This is a genomic window from Bacillota bacterium (assembly GCA_040754315.1).
Classification (GTDB): domain Bacteria; phylum Bacillota; class Sulfobacillia; order DUSP01; family JBFMCS01; genus JBFMCS01.
On record JBFMCS010000001.1, the window covers coordinates 33930 to 52532 of the forward strand.

13 protein-coding genes and 1 pseudogene are annotated in these 18603 nt (G+C 60.4%); 2 read left to right on the forward strand and 12 right to left on the reverse strand.

Features of this window, described 5'->3' with window-relative positions; all coding sequences use genetic code 11:
- Positions 1 to 315 carry a 50S ribosomal protein L21 gene (gene rplU / locus AB1576_00200; protein MEW6080218.1) on the reverse strand — a complete coding sequence of 105 codons (315 nt, stop codon included), beginning with the start codon at positions 313 to 315 and terminating at the stop codon, positions 1 to 3.
- 692 nt (positions 316 to 1007) lie between these two features.
- Here rplU and AB1576_00205 point away from each other — a divergent pair.
- On the forward strand, positions 1008 to 2366 hold the full coding sequence (locus AB1576_00205; GenBank protein MEW6080219.1) for an amidohydrolase: 1359 nt from the start codon (positions 1008 to 1010) through the stop codon (positions 2364 to 2366).
- Positions 2367 to 2373: 7 nt separating this feature from the next.
- On the opposite strand, the gene AB1576_00210 is transcribed toward AB1576_00205, so the two are convergent.
- The 9 genes and pseudogenes from AB1576_00210 to AB1576_00250 form a co-directional block, all read right to left on the reverse strand.
- Complete coding sequence (locus tag AB1576_00210; protein MEW6080220.1) at positions 2374 to 4068, reverse strand: Rne/Rng family ribonuclease; 1695 nt, start codon at positions 4066 to 4068, stop codon at positions 2374 to 2376.
- 3 nt (positions 4069 to 4071) lie between these two features.
- Entirely contained in the window at positions 4072 to 4806 is a 735-nt protein-coding gene (locus AB1576_00215; protein ID MEW6080221.1) for a TIGR03936 family radical SAM-associated protein, read from the reverse strand.
- Positions 4766 to 6664 carry a TIGR03960 family B12-binding radical SAM protein gene (locus AB1576_00220; protein MEW6080222.1) on the reverse strand — a complete coding sequence of 633 codons (1899 nt, stop codon included), beginning with the start codon at positions 6662 to 6664 and terminating at the stop codon, positions 4766 to 4768. Before AB1576_00220 ends, AB1576_00215 begins: the two co-directional genes overlap by 41 nt.
- A 610-nt stretch (positions 6665 to 7274) precedes the next feature.
- Entirely contained in the window at positions 7275 to 8069 is a 795-nt protein-coding gene (locus AB1576_00225; GenBank protein ID MEW6080223.1) for an IclR family transcriptional regulator, read from the reverse strand.
- Positions 8070 to 8524: 455 nt separating this feature from the next.
- Positions 8525 to 9400, reverse strand: coding sequence for a M50 family metallopeptidase (locus AB1576_00230; protein ID MEW6080224.1), 876 nt, complete (start codon positions 9398 to 9400; stop codon positions 8525 to 8527).
- A gap of 7 nt (positions 9401 to 9407) precedes the next feature.
- The gene (locus AB1576_00235; protein MEW6080225.1) at positions 9408 to 10148 is read right to left on the reverse strand and encodes a M23 family metallopeptidase; all 741 of its coding nucleotides are present in this window, start codon (positions 10146 to 10148) and stop codon (positions 9408 to 9410) included.
- Positions 10149 to 10676: 528 nt separating this feature from the next.
- Positions 10677 to 10775 (reverse strand): annotated as a pseudogene (locus AB1576_00240) (transposase).
- Positions 10776 to 10923: 148 nt separating this feature from the next.
- A complete protein-coding gene (locus AB1576_00245; protein MEW6080226.1) occupies positions 10924 to 11382 on the reverse strand; it encodes a hypothetical protein in 459 nt (152 codons plus the stop codon).
- 812 nt (positions 11383 to 12194) lie between these two features.
- Positions 12195 to 15062, reverse strand: a complete 2868-nt coding sequence (locus AB1576_00250; protein MEW6080227.1) for a diguanylate cyclase — start codon at positions 15060 to 15062, stop codon at positions 12195 to 12197.
- A 332-nt stretch (positions 15063 to 15394) separates the two neighbouring features.
- On the opposite strand from AB1576_00250, the gene AB1576_00255 reads away from it, so the two are divergent.
- Positions 15395 to 16945, forward strand: coding sequence for an amidohydrolase (locus tag AB1576_00255; GenBank protein MEW6080228.1), 1551 nt, complete (start codon positions 15395 to 15397; stop codon positions 16943 to 16945).
- Positions 16946 to 17370: 425 nt separating this feature from the next.
- On the opposite strand, the gene AB1576_00260 is transcribed toward AB1576_00255, so the two are convergent.
- Positions 17371 to 18348, reverse strand: a complete 978-nt coding sequence (locus tag AB1576_00260; protein MEW6080229.1) for an MBL fold metallo-hydrolase — start codon at positions 18346 to 18348, stop codon at positions 17371 to 17373.
- Between the two features lie 25 nt (positions 18349 to 18373).
- The coding region (locus AB1576_00265) for a zinc ribbon domain-containing protein (GenBank protein ID MEW6080230.1) at positions 18374 to 18603 on the reverse strand (230 nt) is incomplete at its 5' end.

The following is an 18603-nucleotide window of genomic DNA, read 5'->3' on the forward strand; positions in this document are numbered from 1 at the left end:
TCAAGCCTCTATAGCTTCGATCTTCAGGCTGGTGAAGGGCTGCCTGTGGCCCTGGCGCTTCCTGTAGTTGGTCTTGGACTTGTACTTGAACACCAGTATCTTTGGACCACGCCCGTGATTGACTATGGTTGCCTTGACCTTAGCCCCGAAAACCCGTGGGGTTCCGATGAGGACCTGCCCATCGTCCTTGACCACTGTCAAGACGTTCTCCAGGTCCACGCTGGCTCCAATTTCAGCCTCGATCTTCTCCACCCAGATGACGTTTCCTATAGTGACCTTGTACTGCTTTCCTCCGGTCTCCACCACGGCATACATCCAGATCACCCCTTGAAGGGACTCGCCGGATCGGGTAAGGGGCTTCTCTCCCCTTTTTCGCTGACCCATCCCGAGCGGTTCTACATCTCGCATTTTAGCATGGGGAACACCCGAAGTCAACGAAAGGGGACGGCCGTTGTCGCTGGCCTGGGGACAGTTGCCAAAGACGCACCGGATACACGGACATGGATAACGGGCAATGTGGCGAGCCTTAGCTCAACGAGGTTTTAGTGCCGGCGCTTAGATTGGGCCCCGCAGGTCAACTGTTTTCCCCAGGTAACCGGTATTATAGGCGATGGCCGTCACCAGCACTTGCATGTGTACGTTGGCCTGTCTGCGTAGTGGAACGAGACAAGCCGGTGACCTCTTAAATCCAAAGGCGCCGTTCAACCTAATGCGACCTGCGATCAAGGCTTCGGCGTGCACGTGCCGCTTCTAGATGGCTGTCTACGCGCATGAGTAGTTGCCTCTCACGGCTGTGGCGGATAACTGGTGCCTGCCAGGCAAGTACAATAGCCTGGCAACCCCCGCCTTGGACACCACTACGGGACCAAGCGATGGCGCTCCAGTGTGGTCCATGACGGCTTGCGGCCTGACACACATCCCCTGGGAGGAAAGGCCATGACACAAGACGTATACTATAGCAGGCCAGGTCCTCTGAACCGCCAAGATGGGAAGGGAGCCGAGCGGACTTGAAACCTGCTGACCTCCTCCTAACCGGAGGGCTCGTGATTACCATGAACGCCTCGACACAGGTACACGCCCCTGGTTCGCTGGTGATGACAGCCGGGCAGATAATGGATGTCGGTCCCTCGCCCAAGGTGGACGCCAGGTGGAAGCCGCGCGAGGTCTTGGATGTCCAGGGCCGCATTATCATGCCCGGGCTCATAAACAGTCACACCCATGTGGCGATGGCCTTCACAAGAGGGCTCGGTCATCTTCCTAACCTGGATGCCCTCTACGATGTGGCGTGGCCACTGGAGCAGCTCCTCGCGCCTGAAGACATCTACCCCTTGGCCCTTCTTGGGATCGCCGAGTGCCTCAAGAGTGGCTCCACCACAATAGCTGACCACTACTTTCACGCGAGCCACATCGCCCAAGCCTGCCTGGACTCGGGCATCCGGGCGGTACTGGGATCAACCCTGATTGACCAGGGTGGTCCCTTGCCCTCGGAGAGCACCTGGGAGAAAACCCTGGACTTCCTGGAGACCTGGACCGGAAGGACGTCCAGGATCACCCTGGCCGTAGCTCCCCACGCCACTGACACCGTATCTCCCAGCCTGCTTAGGCAAGCCATCAAGCTCTCACGAGACGAGGAGCTCCTCATCCACATGCACCTGTCCCAATCGGACGAGGAGGTAGGTGTCATAGAGAAAGCCCACGGCAAGACCCCCGTGGGTTACCTCTGGGAAATGGGAGGACTAGGCCCCAGGACCCTGGCGGCCCATGCCAATCACCTTAAGGAAGGCGACCTCCACCTCCTGGCCACCTCCGGCTGCAGCGTGGCCTACTGCCCCTCATCCCATGCCTCCACCGGTCATGCCGCTCCCGCCGCCCATATGATACGCCAGGGTATCCCGGTCTGCCTTGGCACAGACTGCCCTGCCTTCAACGATGACATGGACATGCTTGAGGAGATGAGGACAGCCATCTTCTGCCAGAACACCCTGGAGAGGCAAGCCTGGGCCATTCCCATTGCGAAGGCGGTAGAAATGGCCACGTCCGGGGGCGCATCGGCCCTAGCGCTTGACAAGATCACCGGGAGCCTGGAGCCAGGCAAGCGCGGTGACATCCTGCTGCTGGACGCCCGTGCACCCAGGATGACACCGCTGCACGCCGGGACAGGCGCCTCACTGGTGGCCCTGTGCGCCAGCGAGGCCCAGGTGGAGGCAGTCTGGGTCGACGGCATCCAGGTAGTCAAGGACGGGAGGCTCCTCACCATTGACGAGGAAGAGGTGCTTGCCAGGGGAGCGTCCACCTGCCGCCGCCTCGCCAAAAGGGCAAGCGCAAGAGCGCCGGCACTATACCGTGCACTCTTGGGCGAGCGTTGAGTCAACCCTATACTAGTCTCGCCTTGGCATAGGTCCGGAAGGCCCGGGTCACCTCAACCTTTACCCGGTCCCCCACCATCTTGCCCCCTCCTTCGATGTCGATGACATAGCCCTCAACCCGGGCGATGCCGTCCCAGGGATTGGATACGTGGGGCTCCTCAACCTTCAACTCCAGGACCTGTCCCTCATGTACAGGAAAGGCCTTCTCCTCAACCTCCTTGCGAGTCCCCAGCGCCCTGAGATTAATGCTCTCCATATGCACCTCATCCGACCCCTTGATGTAGACGCAGCGCCCCGTTTCCTTCTCCAGCTCCCGGAGGTTCGAACCGCCCGCTCCTATCAGCAGGGAGGCCACGGCAGGGTTCACCTCAATAAGAACTGCCTCACTCTCGGAACGCTTGAGGATGGACTTGAGTTCCTCGCGGACCTTCCGTGCCATGGTCTCCTCAGATAGCACCTTTCCCTTTCCCTGGCAATAGGGGCAGGGCCGCAGCATCGAAGCCTCAAGTCCCTGCCTTACCTTCTTCCTGGTCATCTCCACCAGACCCAGCTGGGTAAGCCCGAGAATGTGGGCCTTGGTCCTATCTCGCTTGAGGCATTCGTCCAGGACCTTTAGCACCTCTTGGCGGTGCTCCGCCTTCTCCATGTCTATGAAGTCAATGATTATGATCCCGCCTATGTCTCTAAGCCTCAGCTGGCGGGCGATCTCCTTGGCTGCCTCCATATTGGTCTTGAACACGGTATCCGCAAGATTGGTTGTGCCCACGTACTTCCCGGTGTTCACATCGATGGCTGTGAGTGCCTCCATCTGGTCAATCACCAGGTAGCCCCCGGACTTCAGCCAGACCCTCTTCTTCAGCGCTTGCTCCACTTCGGACCCGAGCCCGTAGAAGTCAAAGAGGCTACGCTCCTTCTGGCTGAACAGCTGCACCCGTTCCTTAAGGGCGGGGGATATGTAATCGAGAAGGTCCAGTATCCTGTCCCTCTCGTTCCGGTCGTCAACGTAGAGGCGCTCCACATCCTCAGTGAACAGGTCGCGAATGATCCGGTAGACGAGTCCAATATCCCTGTGCAGGAGCGCTGGCGCCTTGCTGTTCTTGGAGCGCTGCTGAACCCTGTTCCACAGGCGCTTGAGGAAACTCATGTCGCTCTCCAGTTCCTTCCGGGACTTCCCCTCGGCGACCGTCCTCACGATCAGCCCCACCCCGGAAGGACGGATGCCTTCCGTCATCTTGCGGAGCCGGTCTCTCTCCTTGTCTTCCTGTATCCTCCGGGACACCCCCACATAATCCACGCTGGGCATGAACACTAGGTATCTTCCCGGGAGGGTGATATGCCGGCTCACCCTGGCGCCCTTGGAGCCTATGGGTTCCTTAACGACCTGCACCATGATCTCCTGGCCCACATGGAGGATATCCTTGATGGTGAGGTTCTTGAGATCCTCCCCGATGTCTTCCTCATCATCCTCGTTCTTGGGCATGAGGGCGTCATCGACATAGAGGAAGGAATTCCGGTCAAGGCCGATATCCACGAAGGCTGCCTGCATCCCAGGGAGCACATTGTCGACCTTTCCCTTGTAGATGTTCCCAACCACCCTCTGGGTAACGGGGCGTTCAATGTAGTACTCCACGAGAGAGCCGTCTTCGAGAACCGCTACCTTGGTCTCATCATGCTCGACGCTGACCAAGATCTCCTTTTCCAAACTTCATCTCTCCTCATAAGCATCCATTAGATGCGGTTTAGAACAAAAACTTCGCTGGCTCTTACAAGGGCTGCCCTTCAGCAATAGGTCCTCGCGATGCACATCAATGTGACCCAGGTCTATCCTGTCCTCCAGCCGGGAGGACAGGAGACTCATAACCTCTTTGGGCCTGAGGGTGCCCTGTGGCCCCACCCCCAGGACCATCCTGATGGTCACCTCGCCTCCATCCAGAGAAAGCACCTCCAGGGAATGCATAAGAGGCCTAGCATCGTGAGTCCTACCCTCCTTCCCTCTCTTCCTCACCGGAATCGTATCCATAGAAAGCAAGTCCTCTATGGCCTTCTCGAGAGCCACAGGCGCCAGCGTCTCATCGCACCGGGCACTTACCCTGTACGAGGCAGCCCTAACCTGTGCCTCCAGGGAAGGTCCCATCTCGGGCACCTCCATAACCTCGGCTACCTCGATCCCCGGAGGCAGCGATCCCGAGAGTGCCTTGGCGAACTCCAGCGGTCCCAGTCGCCCTTCGAGGAAGAACTCAGCGTACTCGGCGTCGCTGCCAGCACCGACAGGCAACGCGGTGGCCAGGGAGAACCTGGGGTGAGGGTTAAAGCCCTGGGTCAAGGCCACAGGGATGCCCGCCCTTCTGAGCGCCCGTTCTAGGGCCCTCCTCAGGTCCAGGTGGGACATGAAACGGGCATCATGGAGTTTCCTCAGCCGGGCCCTGATGCGCTGAGCCACCGGTGCTCTCTCCTCCCTTGATATCCATGGGAACCCCTAGCTCCAGACACACCCCGCAGCTTTTGCACGGCTCCTCCCTGCAGTCTGAGGTCTTCTGGCCCTCCATAGCCCTGCGGTGTTCCCTCATGAGGAATTCCTCGGATAACCCCACATCTATGTGGTCCCAGGGGAACACCTCGTCGTAGTGTCTTGGCCGGTTTGCGAAGAACGCGGGATCAAGCCCAGCCTCCTCGAAGCCCTCCAGCCAGCGGTCTAGCCGGAAATGCTCGGTCCAGGCATCGAAGCGGGCACCCCTCCTCCACGCCCCCTCCACGGCCCGGGCAACCCTCCGGTCTCCCCTGGAAAGGGCGGCCTCCAGGAAGCTCACCTCCGCATCGTGCCATGAGAACTTGACCCCAGGCATTCTCAGCCGCCTGGCCAGGTGCTCCTGCCGGCGCTTCACCTCGTCCAGGGGGATCTGCCCCTCCCATTGAAATGGGGTATGGGCCTTGGGAACGAACACGCTGGCACTCACAGTCAGCCGGAGCCGGTCCTTTTGCCCTTGGGCCCTGTGGATCTCCCGCACCCTCTTGACCAAGTCCACCATGGCATCCAAGTCTTCACCTGTCTCCGTGGGCAACCCCACCATGAAGTAGAGCTTCAGGCTGTTCCAACCCGACTGGAAAGCCTGGGCCACGGCTTCCAGGAAGTCCGCCTCGACAACATCCTTGTTTATGACATCCCTGAGCCTCTGGCTTCCTGCCTCCGGCGCCAGGGTAAGGCCGGACTTGCGAACCCTCCGGACCTGCTCGGCCAAGGACAGCGAGAACGCGTCCGCCCTGATGGAGGGAAGCGATACCCCTACACCCTTGGCCTCAAACTCCCCCAGGAGGTCAAGAAGGGTCTTGATTCCCGAGTAGTCCGTGCTGGAAAGGGAGGACAGGGATATCTCATCATGTCCCGTGGCAGCCAGGATACGCCTGGCCTGGTCCAAGAGGGTCTCTGGTGAGCGTTCCCTCACAGGCCTGCAGGTAAAGCCGGCGTGACAGAACCGGCAGCCCCTGGTGCACCCCCGGAATACCTCCAGTACCACTCGATCGTGTACCACGTCCATATTGGGCACGATGGGGTATAGGGGGAATGGGGCAATGTCCAGGTCCTCCACCACCCTCTTCCTCACTGTACGCGGCAGCCCCTCCCCGGGTTCAATGGAGGACACGCGACCGTCCTTGCAGTACCCGACCCTGTACATTGAGGGGACGTACACCCCATCAATTGCTGCTAGGTCACTAAGGAGCCCCCTGCGGCCACCGGGGCGCCCTGACTGTTTCCAGGAGAGGTAGGCGTCAACCAAGTCCAAGACCAGGCCCTCCCCCTCTCCCAGGGCCATGGCATCAAAGAAGGGCACCATAGGTTCCCCGTTGAGGGTGCACGGGCCTCCCGCAAGGATCAAGGGGTCGGTGTTGGCCCTCTCGGACGCAAGCAATGGAATACCTGCGAGATCCAGCATGTTCAGGACATTGGCGTAGCCCATCTCGTACTGGAGGCTAAAACCGATCACGTCAAACTCCCTAGCCTTCGTCCAGCTCTCCAGTGAGAACAGGGGGATGGATGCCTCCCTCATCCTCTCCTCCATGTCCACCCAAGGCGCGAAGACCCTTTCGGCGTAGACATCGGGCCTGGAGTTCAGCACGTGGTAGAGAATGTGGGTGCCCAGGTGAGACATGGCAACCTCGTACACATCGGGGAATGCCAAGGCGAACCTCACCTGAACGCTAGCGGGGTCCTTGTGGACCGAGTTGAGTTCGTTTCCCAGGTAGCGAGTGGGCTTGGTGACGGACAGAAGAAGCCTGTCCCGGTCGTGGCCCTGTATAACCATGTCAGAGCGCGGTGTGCCGCTGTGCCCCCTCTGCCAGTCATCTTCTTGTACGATTATAACCCATTTTCCTGGTATTGACCACGGAGGCGGGCTGGCGGCGCCTGCCCCGGTTCCGGTGCACCCCAAGAACCTATAGGCTGTGGAGGCCCCCGGGCTACGTGAGTGCCCTGTGGGTCTAGGCTGGCCACGGGACCCTGCGCGTCAAACACCATCCCTAACCCTGCCTTTGGTGAAATGACGGGGGGTGAACTACTGGAGGATGAGGTTTTGGAAAGGGTTCTGAGTGAGGAGGGCTATGCGGTCCCGGCGCTGTAACCAGCCGGGGGTCAAGCCCACATGACACTAGAGGATCCGGGGCTCCCCCGGAGGACACGGGCATGTTGCCAGCCATGGCCCCCAATACTCCCAGCCCGGATCACTCAAAACCATTGGGAAACCTGGGCGAGCATCTCACCTCGCCGAGCCCAGTCCGGAAGTGAACCGGCTGGGGGCGGCGACAACCTTCAGGGCGCATGCCTCTAGGCGCTGGTGACACTTGCCTCATTGCCGAGGCACCAGAAGGCCAGGCAGTCTTAGAGCAGGGCTCCTACCAGGGAGCCCGTCGGGCACCCTAGGAACCCCGGAGGCCCCGGGCTTCCGGATAACCCATCTCCCTGGAGATGGCATTCGAATACTTCAATATGAGTTCCGTGAACTCCTGGGTAGCCCTATCGTCCATCCGGGTGGCGGGGGCGAGTATGGCTATGGCGGCAATAACCTGTCCGTTGTGGTTACGGATGGGCGCTGCTACCGACCTGGCGCCCACTACGCCCTCACCATCTGAGAAGGCATAGCCCTGCTGGCGTATCTTTGCCATTTCGGGTTTCAAAGCCCTCGGGTCAGTGATGGTGTTTGGTGTATAGGCTTCAAGTCCCTTCTCCTGGATGATCCTGTCCATCTCCCTTTCAGGCAGGAAGGCCATGAGCGCCTTGGACAGCGCGCCCACATGCAGGGCCACCCTCTCCCCCAGCGCTATCCTGACCTGAAAGTTGCTGGGCGTCTCCTTAGAGACCAGGCAGAGGGCTTCGTCGTGGTCTATCACGCTCAGATTGACGTTTTCCTTTGACACCCTGGCCAACTCCTCCGCGTAGGGAGTGGCCACCCGGACAACATCCAGGCTATCCAGCAGGGCCGCGGCTATTTCTATGATCCTGAAGCCCAACCGGTACTTGCCCGTCACCCAATCCTGGTCCGCAAAGCCCTTGGCCATGAGGGTATTGACCAGCCGGAAGACGGTGGCGACAGAAAGCCCTGTCTTCCTTGAGAGATCCGTAAGGCTCTGACCGGACGGCACCTCGGTCATGGCGGAGACTATGTCAAGCGCGCGCTCCACGGAACGAACGGTATTCTTCTGGCTCAGCCCCATCCCCTCCCGCAGACCCGTTTTCGCCACGCAGAAGGCCTTTTCATTCTTCTGTCCCGGCCACAACGAATCCTTCCATTATCGATAAAGAGCAAACAGAACAGGTGTCCAAAGACCGCCGGGGCTGAAGCCGAGCCCGTAGCACATCGGGTAGGATCGCTGATAGGAAGGGAAAGATGCTGGCCTGTGGCGAGCCTGTTTCCGCCCTGAACGACTGGACATCCCTGTGGGAAGTGTATCTACGAACCCGCCCTGGCTGAGCTGGAACGGCTGTGAATAGGCCCTAGGGAGGAACGCCAGGACCTGGAGGCAGGGCAGGTGGGCATGCCCCCAGGCCCTTAACGTGGGGAAGTGAAAAAGGCTGCCTCAGGTCTTCCGGTCCCGTCCCACAGGTGTGCCGTGAGAGCCTGACAGGCCGCCCGGCGGCCACCGGCGGCCCTCAATCTCTTCTTGGGCGACTAGCGCCCCAGCAGGCGGCCCAGGGACACCCCTCCACCCATGTTAAGCATTGCATCGAGGATCTGGAGTTCAGATAGGCGCCCCAGCGGCGCTAGGTCATCGTCAGCCACAACCACCAGGTGGTAGCAACCCGGCGAGAAACCCCTGGCCACCTCCTCCACCAGGGCATCCCGGTGCGCGATGATCTGCCTTACAGGCATCTGTCCCTTCTTCAGCAAGACCTCTTTCTTCCTGGCTACATCCAGGAGGATGAGAAAGGCCGCCGAACGCCTCTCCTTGCCGGCGGCCATGAAGAGAAAGGCCCCGGCAACCGCCAGGTTGACCCCAGCCATCTGGCCCGTCCACACCATCCCGGCGCCCAGGGCCACCAGGGTTGCAGCAATCCAGCGGCCGTGGCCAGTCAGGACCTTTGTGGCCTCCCGGTAGCCCAGGCGGGGGGTAAGCATCGCCCTGAGCACCCGGCCCCCGTCCAGGGGCAGCACAGGAAACAGGTTGAAGAGGCCGATGGCCAGGTTGGTCTCGATGAACAAGGTGAGGGAGCCAGGCCGCCAGATCGGGATGCCCGAAAGCCACCAGGCCAAGGCCGACACTGCCAGGTTGTGAAGGGGTCCGGCCAAGGCGACCACGGCCTCAACGGCGGTATCCCCCCAGTCATCCTCAAAGCGCAGGGCACCCCCGAAGGGGTAGAGGTCTACCTCCGTGGGCCTGTGGCCAAACCCTGAGGCCACAAGAAAATGGGCCATCTCATGACCCGCTATAGAGAGTAGCAGCGCCAGGGCGTGAGAGCCCAAGCCGGCCAGGACGAAGCCAAGCGCCAGGACCAGGAAGGCCCCGTTGATCCTGACCCTTACCCCACATACCTCCCCGATGTACACGGCCGGTCTACGGCCCTTGCTCGCCCTTGCCCAGGTAGGCGGCAGGATCTACTGGGACCCCCTCTTCCCGCACCTCAAAGTGCAGGTGGGGAGTGAGGGCGTTCCCTGTCTGCCCAACCCTCCCTATGATGTCCCCTTGTTTGACCGGCTGAGGGCTCCGCACCAGTACCTCAGAGAGGTGGGCGTAGGCTGTCTCCAGTCCTGCTCCATGAAGCACGGTGACAAGGTTCCCGTAGGTCGGGCTCTCCACCACCCCTGATACCTGCCCATCCATGACTGCCATGACCGGGGTGCCCAGGGGGGCTTCAATATCAAGGCCTTCATGGAAGTGATCCTTCCCCGTATCCAGGTCTGACCGCCAGCCGAAACCGGAGATTATGCGGCCCTCCATGGGCCATTTCATGGTTTGGGTCTCCGGTTCCTTCTCTTCCTCTAAAAGGGGAGAGAGGAAGGGTAAGAGGGGCTTATCCCCCCGGGCCAGGGTCTCCGCGGTAGGCAGCCTCCGCAGCGCTGTCACCAAGTTCGTATCCCGGGTGACCACCCACCTCACCGCATCCCGGGTTTCCCCTGCCACACTGGGGGGCAACTCCTGGATAGCCAGGACCAAGGCTAACAGCACCAGGGACACAACGGTCTGCTTGAGAAACCGGGAGCTTCCCGTTCTGTCGCCAAGATCGTAGGGAGCCCTTCCCCACCGCCTGAGGCCCTTCCTGAGGGAGCGCCTTACCCTCCGGCTCGCGTGACCCATGTCCCTACCATCCTCTCAGGTGTGTCTCTGAAGATGTATATGGGACGGGGGGCCCCGGTATACCACCTCGGGCAAGGCATCTAGGGAACGAAGAGCGCCTTTGCCACCGATTCCAGATGGCCCAGGGTTAGACATTCGTGCATCTGGCAACACGACCTTACGTCAACGCCCTTGAAGTAAGCCCTGTACTCTCCGGAAACGTTCGAGGAGATTACGCAGGTGGCATCCATAACTCCGCCTCAGCCGGAACGCGAGTTGGTGGAAGTGGACGAACCGGATCCGCCGGGACAGGTGAAAAAGGAGCTGGTGGGCCGGGTCTTCTGTGATTCCTGAGCGCTTCAGGGTATTTTCTAGCAACCGACCAGCGGTGAAGTGGAGTAGTTCCACCCATCGCCCGTTTGTGAGGGGACAGGCTTTATCGGGAGCAACTTCGCGTAAGAAGTTCAGTATGCGGCGACTCACCGCCAAGGTGAGAGCATGGCCACCAGCACCAGGGCATCTACGACCTCTCTTTCCGCTATGGATAACGTCCAGACCATAGACGCGTTTTGCTTCCTTGAATACAAGTTCGATGCTCCATCGCGCTCCGTAAAGGAGGGCCACATCCTCCGCGCTCGCCGCGATCAGCTTCGGTGGCTATGGATAAGGCGGAGAAGCTGATTGGTGCTCTGCAGCGGATGGCACAATGGGTTGAACGCTTGCCCGTATCGATCAGGACTACCGTTGGCTACCTGCTATTAGCGGCACCTTAACAAGACCGTACAGTACCCTGGAATCACGGATACGGCCGCAGGAAGCCCAGGGTCTTTGACCCTGGGAGGAATGCGGCCCCCCTTCCCGCATCTGGAACCATGAACCTGGCGTTCTTTGTCAAACTCCAGCCCACGCCCGAACAGTCCGCCGCCCTCCTGGAGGCAATGGAGAGGTTCAACGCCGCCTGCAACGCAGTGCAGAAGCAGCCTTCCGGGAGCATTCGGCCAATAAGATCCGCCTTCAGGAACTCGTCTATTACGACATCCGGGAGCAGTTCGGGCTCCCCGCCCAGATGGCGATCCGTGTCATCAGCAAAACCGCTGAGGCCTACAAGCGGGACAAATCCAAGAAGCCCACGTTCAGACCCCACGGTGCCATTGTCTACGACCAGCGGGTGCTGTCCTGGAGGGGCCTTAACCGCGTGTCCATCCTGACGCTTGAAGGCAGGCAGATCATCCCCATCGTTTTGGGCGGCTATCAAGCGGGGCCTGGTTCAGATTGCCGAAGCCATTGGGTTCCCGGCGAAATTTGCAGGAATGCTAGCTATCGCTCTGGGCGTGGGCTTAGTCCTGCTAGGGACACCTTCGCCAAAATGCCCTGGGCAATTCGATTGAATGTGAACCTAAATGCTCCCCCGCATTACAGAGCGCTTTGCCCTCCCTTCGGAGATGATCATGCTTCGATTTTGCAGGCAAATCCAGCCATTCCTGGGAAAGAAAGAACTTCATATTCTACACGCACTAATAGTCAATCTCCTTCTTGAGAAGTTGCTTGCATAGAATTGTCCTCGGCTTAACAGGGTCCATTTTGGCAGTGGGTGTTCTACTATCAGAACAAACTACTCAAAGGCAAGAGCGTGGCTGAAAGGTCTTCTGAAGGCGTAACGCATAACGGGTATTTTTGATTATTTGAAGGAAGGTGAGGCCGGTGAAATTCTGTCCCAAGTGCCGTAGTGTTGTTTATCGAGATCCCTATCTGAAGATGGAATTGTGTACGGGCTGTGGGTACTCGAAGAAGAGTCCAACCTACGACCTTGGGAAGAGGGGGGTTATGCCGCGAGTCCGGTCAAACCGAAGTGCTGATGCTGAAGAGAAGGCTCTCGCATACAAGTAGCAGTGCCATATTCCATTATGGGACTTAAGGGGGGCTTGCGGTTGCCCAACGCTTGCCCAACTCCGGCAGACAGGTAGTACGTTGAGCCACACCCATCTGTCTCCACCCGGCGCGGGGAAAAAAGGAGATGATCCGGTAGGCTTGGGCACCTGGCTGGCTCTTTCCGAGGTGACTCGCCTGTCAGCCGTTCTTGACCCTCCTCCGGGACATGAGCCTCTTGCGGTACATCCAGGCGTCCGCTGCCTGGATCAGCTCCTCGGCAGTGGACACCTCAGTGGGATAGGCTGAGGTGCCACTGGAGAACGTGGGCAGCGGCAACCTAGCCCCGGGGGTATCCACGACGGTGGCCGATATCGCGGCCCTAATCCGCTCTATGAGCTCGGCGGCACCCTGGGGGTCCGTGTCCGGGAGCACCAGCACGAACTCGTCCCCTCCGAAGCGAGCGAATATATCCTCGTCCCTGATGACAGACCTCACGGTGGCAGCCATCGCCTGCAGCACCCGGTCACCGGAAACGTGCCCGTGGGTGTCGTTGATCCCCTTCAGGTCATCAATGTCCATGAAGACCAGGGTGACGTGGCCCCCGTGCCTCCTTGCCCTTGATATTTCCTTGCTCAGGCGCTTTGACAGGTACCGGCGATTGTGGGCTCCGGTGAGGAAGTCGGTGTCCGCTGCCATCTCCAGCTTGATGACCAGCTGCGCTGTCTCGATGGCCGAGGCTACATGCCCTGATACGGTGCGAAGGAGGCTCACATCCGCTTCATTGAACCCATTGTCGTCCTCACTGGCTAGGCACAGCACACCCAAGTCGCCACCGGCCCCCTTCAAGACGCAGCTGGCGCAGGACCTGGCTCCTTCGGTGTGCCCAGGGCCCAGCGTTATCCCCCCGGGTTCCAGGATTGGCCTAAGAACACTCCTATCCACCATAAGTCCCACGGGGGGGCTCAGCGATCCCCTTGCTGAACGCACGACCGCACCGTAGGGGGTCAGCAGGTAGAGGTAACAGTGCTGGTATCCCAGGGTCCTGTGAAAGGTGTCCATGATGGCGTCCACGATCTCATCAGGCTCATTTAGGCGTGTCCGGATCTCCGCCACGCTCATCAGGGCGCCCATCTCGCGAGCCCTAAGAACGGCCCTGACCGCCACTGCCTGGGGTTTCTCCATGCCGTCCTTCTCACCAGTGTCAACCCTGGGGATCTCTCCCCTCTCGGCCAGCCTAAGCAAGGCGGCGACTGCCTCAGGATCGAACTGGGTCCCCGATGCCAGGTGAACCTCCCGCAGGGCCTCCTGGGAGCTGAGGGTCCTGCGGTGACGCCTTGGTGAAGTCATTGCAGCCAAGGCGTTGGCCAGGGCCAGGATGGAGACAAGCCGAGACGGCTTGGTGATACCCGCCGGGTAACCGTGCCCGTTGTACCACTCGTGATGGTGGAGGACCAGATCAGAGACATCGTTAAACGGGGACCCGGACTCCTCAAGGATGGCTGCCCCTGTCTCAGCATGGGACATGAGCATTGCCTGTTCCTCTGGCTTCAGCCTGCCCGGCTTCTTCAGTATGGTATCGGGGATGCCCACCTTTCCTATGTCATGGAGCAGGGCGGCCATTTCCAGCCTCCGCACATCCTCGGCATCCAGGTTCATCTCCTGGGCAATGGCCACCGCGTAGCCTGCCACAACGCTGGAGTGAGCAGCCAGCCACTGGTCCCTGGTATCGATTGTGGTGCCGAGCAGGCGCATACTGGCTTCGAATTCCTTCTTCACCCTGGCATGGAGCCTAGAGTTCTCCAAGACCATTGAGACGATGTCCGCCAGGGCCTCGGCAACGCCCAGGTCTTCCGGCCCCCAGTGGTTCACTCGCTTGGAGTGGCAGTGAATGGCCCCCACGGGCCTGCCCTCATGGCGGACCGCCACAGCCATGCACGAGCGGTAGCCCGGGGAGCTCAAGCCATTTAGCGCAGGGGCCCGGGGGGGGGCCTCCTTGGTATCTCCTGCGATGAAGGGAAGGCCCAGAACGTAGCAGGACGGCATCAAGCCAGAAGCGTCAACGAAACACGAGCCTGACCACTTGAGATCGGCGGGGTAGGCCCCGGTTATGAGGCTTCCCTCACCCCCGATAAGGTAGAGCTCAGCGGCGTCCGCCCCCATGACCCCAGCCAGAGCCTCGGCCACCAGGCTGGGTATCTCCTCTTCAGGGCGGAGCGCAACGATGCTTCTCACTGCCCTGTGAAAGCCACCGAGGGGATCACTCTTCCAGTGGTGTACTATGCCTTCTCCTGCGTACTCCAGGAGGTTATGTGCCCCGGGTTCCAGTGATGAGCGGCGGGCGCCGACCCAAATAGCCCCACCCCCCACCCCTTGCCAGGTAGTGCTGGCGGTATCCCAAAACCCGCAATCCGATTCGCCGGGCAGGCCTACGGTGAAGCCGGCTATCTCGGAGGGATGCAAGCCATGAGCTGCCACCAGTCGTAACTGGTCTCGCTGCGTGTGGTAGACACCCCCCGCATCGCCCCCCAGGAGGGTAACCGCCCTGGTGAGGAGGCCTGGGATGCCCAAGAGAGCGACAAGGGGAGGGTTGAGGCTGGGGTCTCCCCCCCAGCGCAGCGCCGAGGCACCGGGCCAGCTGGAGGGCCCAGGGGCGAACTCGGAGGCCTTGCGGGCATCGTAGATGCACCAGACCCGGGCACCCTCCGACATTGCGCCGTCCACCTGGGTTTTCCAGTCAAAGGCACCTCCTGGCCCATACCTCTCCAGCGCAACATCCATATCAAAGAAGGCATGGAATACCTCGCCCGGGCAGGATCCCTGGCACCTCTCACGGATGAAATCCTTGACTGCCCGGTCTCCGGAAGGGGGGCCGGGCCAGGGAATAACCAGGGGGGCCTGGTTATTTGCCGACAGGTAGGCCTTGACCTCTTCGGGGTGACAGGAAACAACAAGACACTGGCCCGGGAAACAAACCCCCTGTGCCAGCACTTCTTTGAAGAACTCCATCTTCCCCTGGTCGTCATCAACCCAGATTGCCAAGGGACGTGAAAAACCGGCATGTTCCAACAGGAACCCGCCCTTCAGTTTGATCGCGGGTCTGGTCGCGGCGGCTATCCAGGTATCTTTGCTGCAGCTGGGCGCCGGGAGATCTGGTACTCTCTACTATGGTAAATCGAGCGGTCACTAGCTGGGCTTTACCCATCGCAGGCAGGCAATCCCTGGAAGGCACAACCACTCCCTGTTAGCGTTGCTGGCGGCAGTACGCCTTGGGGTAAAAAAAGTGAAAAAAGACAGGCGACGGTGCCGGGCAAAGGTCCCCGGCGAAAATGCGGCGAACACCATAAGTACTACATCCATCTTCGTTGCCCTTCAACTACCTTTCCGGGGAGAGATGCCCTTTGAAGCACCCGCTGGTCCTGTACAACGGAAGCATCATTACCATGGACCCGGAATGCCCCAAGGCGGAGGCCGTGGCCATCAAGGGTGGCCACTTTGCGCTGGTGGGCAGCACTAGCCAGGCTAAGGAGGCTTTCCCCGAGGCTGCCTACATTGATCTTGAGGGTAAAACCGCCCTGCCGGGTTTCGTGGATTCCCACTGCCACTTCACCTGGACAGGACACCACCTGGTCCGCCCCAGTGTGGAGCACTGCTCATCCGTGAAGGAGTGCCTGGAGGCACTATCTTGTGAGCGCGAATGCCTGGACACGGGAGAGCCGCTGGTTACCTGGGGGATTGACGAGATTCGCCTGAGGGAAGGCCGCCTGCCCACCCTGGAGGAACTGGACAGGGCTGTACCGTGTACACCCCTGTTCTGCATCTATTCCACGGGCCACGGCACCCTGGTGAACTCCCTGGGACTAGGACGGGTGGTATCCGAGGCGTCAAGTCGCGGCGTGTCCCTATTTGCCCAGGACCTGAAGACGGGGTTCATCAGGGGAGAGGCTAACGATGTAGCCCAGGACCTGGCGTCAAGACTCCTCACCCCCCAGCAACGCGAGAGGGCCATCCAGGAGGTCACGAGGAAGTGTGTCATGAACGGGGTGACCACTGTCCACGCCTTGGAGGGCCGGAGGCAACCGTGGGACCCGGAGGTAACCTCCCTGCTCGAGATGAAGGAGCACCTTCCCCTGGATATTGTTGTGTACTACCAGACCACGTCGGTGAAGGCCGTTACCGATCTGGGACTGCCCCGGATCGGGGGATGCGTGTTCGTGGACGGCGACTTCACACCCCATACCGCCGCGCTGAGGGAACCCTACGCCGATGACCCCAGCACCCATGGGGTCCTCTACTTCCGCCAGGAGGAACTGGATGCCTTTGTGGCGGAGGCGCACAGGGCTGACCTGCAGGTGGCGCTCCACTGTGTGGGGGATGCCGCCATAGAACAGGCCCTTAGCTCTTACGAGACTGCCTTGCGAGACACACCAGGCCATGACAGGCGCCACCGTATAGAGCACTTCGAGATCCCCGACCACGCCTTGGCCCAGAAGGCTTGTGATCTAGGGGTGGTACTGGCCATGCAGCCCGCCTTCGACCACTTCTGGGACTACAAAGCCTACGAGCGGCAACTGGGGCAGGAGAGGGCCTTGAGGAAGAACCCCTTTCGCCGGCTGCTGGACCAGGGACTCATCATCGGAGCAGGCTCTGACAGCTTTGTGACCCCCATAGACCCCTTGCTGGGCATCCACTCCTGCCTGAACCACAGCGTGAGAGAGTCCCGGATCGGGCTTCATGAAGCCATCGCCATTTACACCATAGGGTCTGCCTACATAGGCTTTGAGGAAAGTGTAAAGGGAAGCATAAGGCAGGGGAAACAGGCAGACGTCGCCATACTCTCCCAGGACATCCACAAGGCTGACCCCGCAAGGATCAAGGACATCAAGGTGGCGGCTACCATTAGGAGGGGCGACTTCGTATGGCAAAGCCCGGGTTTTCCCGGAAAGAGGTGAAACCCTGCCGGGCTGGAGGCCCTGAGAATGGAATCCTGGAGTGAAGGCCAAAAAGTGATGAAGACCTCGCCGCCGCGTGAGGTCTTGACTGTGGCAGTTGCGAGGCCATGGACAAGGAGCCCAGGCTGCACCAGGGTGCAGGGAAACCCTTACTGGACCGCGGAAGCCGGGGTCAGCGTGTGCCCAGTGTACGATTGCTGTCTAAACCAGAAGGGGTTTTGACACTCGGGCTGGTGTGAGGGACTCCCCTGTGAGACCTCTAGGTGCTTCATGGACCCCGCCTTGACCGAGGAGGGGGAAGAGGCATCCCTCAGGGCTCGCCTGCGGGTTCTTGAGACCAGGAGGCAAAGGCCGTGAATCCGGGCTCAGGGCCCGTAAGGATCACAGGATACTAGCGTACGCGAGCCCGGGCGGCAGGTCACCGGCTAGAGCCAGGGATTAGACCCATGGTCCCCATGGGACTTGAGCATCCGGGCCAAAGCATCCTGGCTCAATAGATCCGGCCTCAATCTCGCCACCCTTTCGAGGTGCCTGTCTATCATGAGGCGCTCGTACATTCTCACCCAGGGATCCCTCTCCTGGTACTTCAGCGCGTAGACCAGCCCCCGGCAGGCCATTTCCTCTGGGCCCAAGCCATCTTCCAGGAAGCGTATCACCTTGTCATCCCGCTGGTCGATGACGGAGAGATACCCTTTGAGTCTCCGGCGGAACTCTGCCGCCCCGACGGCGCCCTCTTGGTGCCCCGTCACGAACACCTTCGCATCTATGCCCGCGATCCGGCGCGCGCTGGCGGCGAACTCCTCCGGGTCCCCGTCTGCCGTGGCATACCACGGCCCGAAGGCCGTGAGATCGAAGTCAGCCGTGTAGACCACTCCCTCCCGGGGGAAGTAAGGGCAGCAGAAGCCTGCGGAGTGCCCAGGGGCGTGCACCATGATGACCGTGGTGTCACCAAGGCTGAACTCGACATCCATAGGATACTCACCACTGGCCCACCCTGTTGACAGGCCCCACTCGTATCGCCCCGCCGATGAGAAGGGGGAGGGCGGCAGGCTTCCCAGGGCGGCCCTCCGGGCCCAGGATCGCGCGGCGCCCGGGCCGAAGTAGCGGTCAACTCCGAGCACGCCTGCGAGGTCCTCCAGGGAATTGGTCCTCTTGAACTCCTGGGGGTTTGTCAGGAGCTCTGCGTGCCGGAACAGGTAGTTATAGCGCAGGTGGTCGTAGTGGCAGTGGGTATTGAGCAAAGTGGCAACCCTTGACGCCAGGTGCCCCAGTACCTCGACACCCGCGCCAGGATCTATCAGGGCAGGGTACTTCCCCGCCACCAAGAGGGAGGTGCACCTGGGGAACTTGCTGTCGGGGTAACCGTAGAGAACCGTCACGCATCCGTACGAGGTATGCCGCATGGGGAGCCTGGTTTACCAAACCCACCTAAATCGCAAGTTTGGAAGGCCGCCTCTCTTCGGCCAATTTTGACGCTTCATCCAGGATTGCTCCGAAAAGTCTTACATCCTGTCCACGCCCGTTTAGACTGTCCGTGAACCCACTCCGGCCAGTATGGATTCTTAACGCTTCCGCCTCAATGTTAAAGGCGGCATTCCAATCTCTGCCTGCGGTGTAACCGCACTCACAAACAAATGTTCGGTCATTCAGCGTCAAGT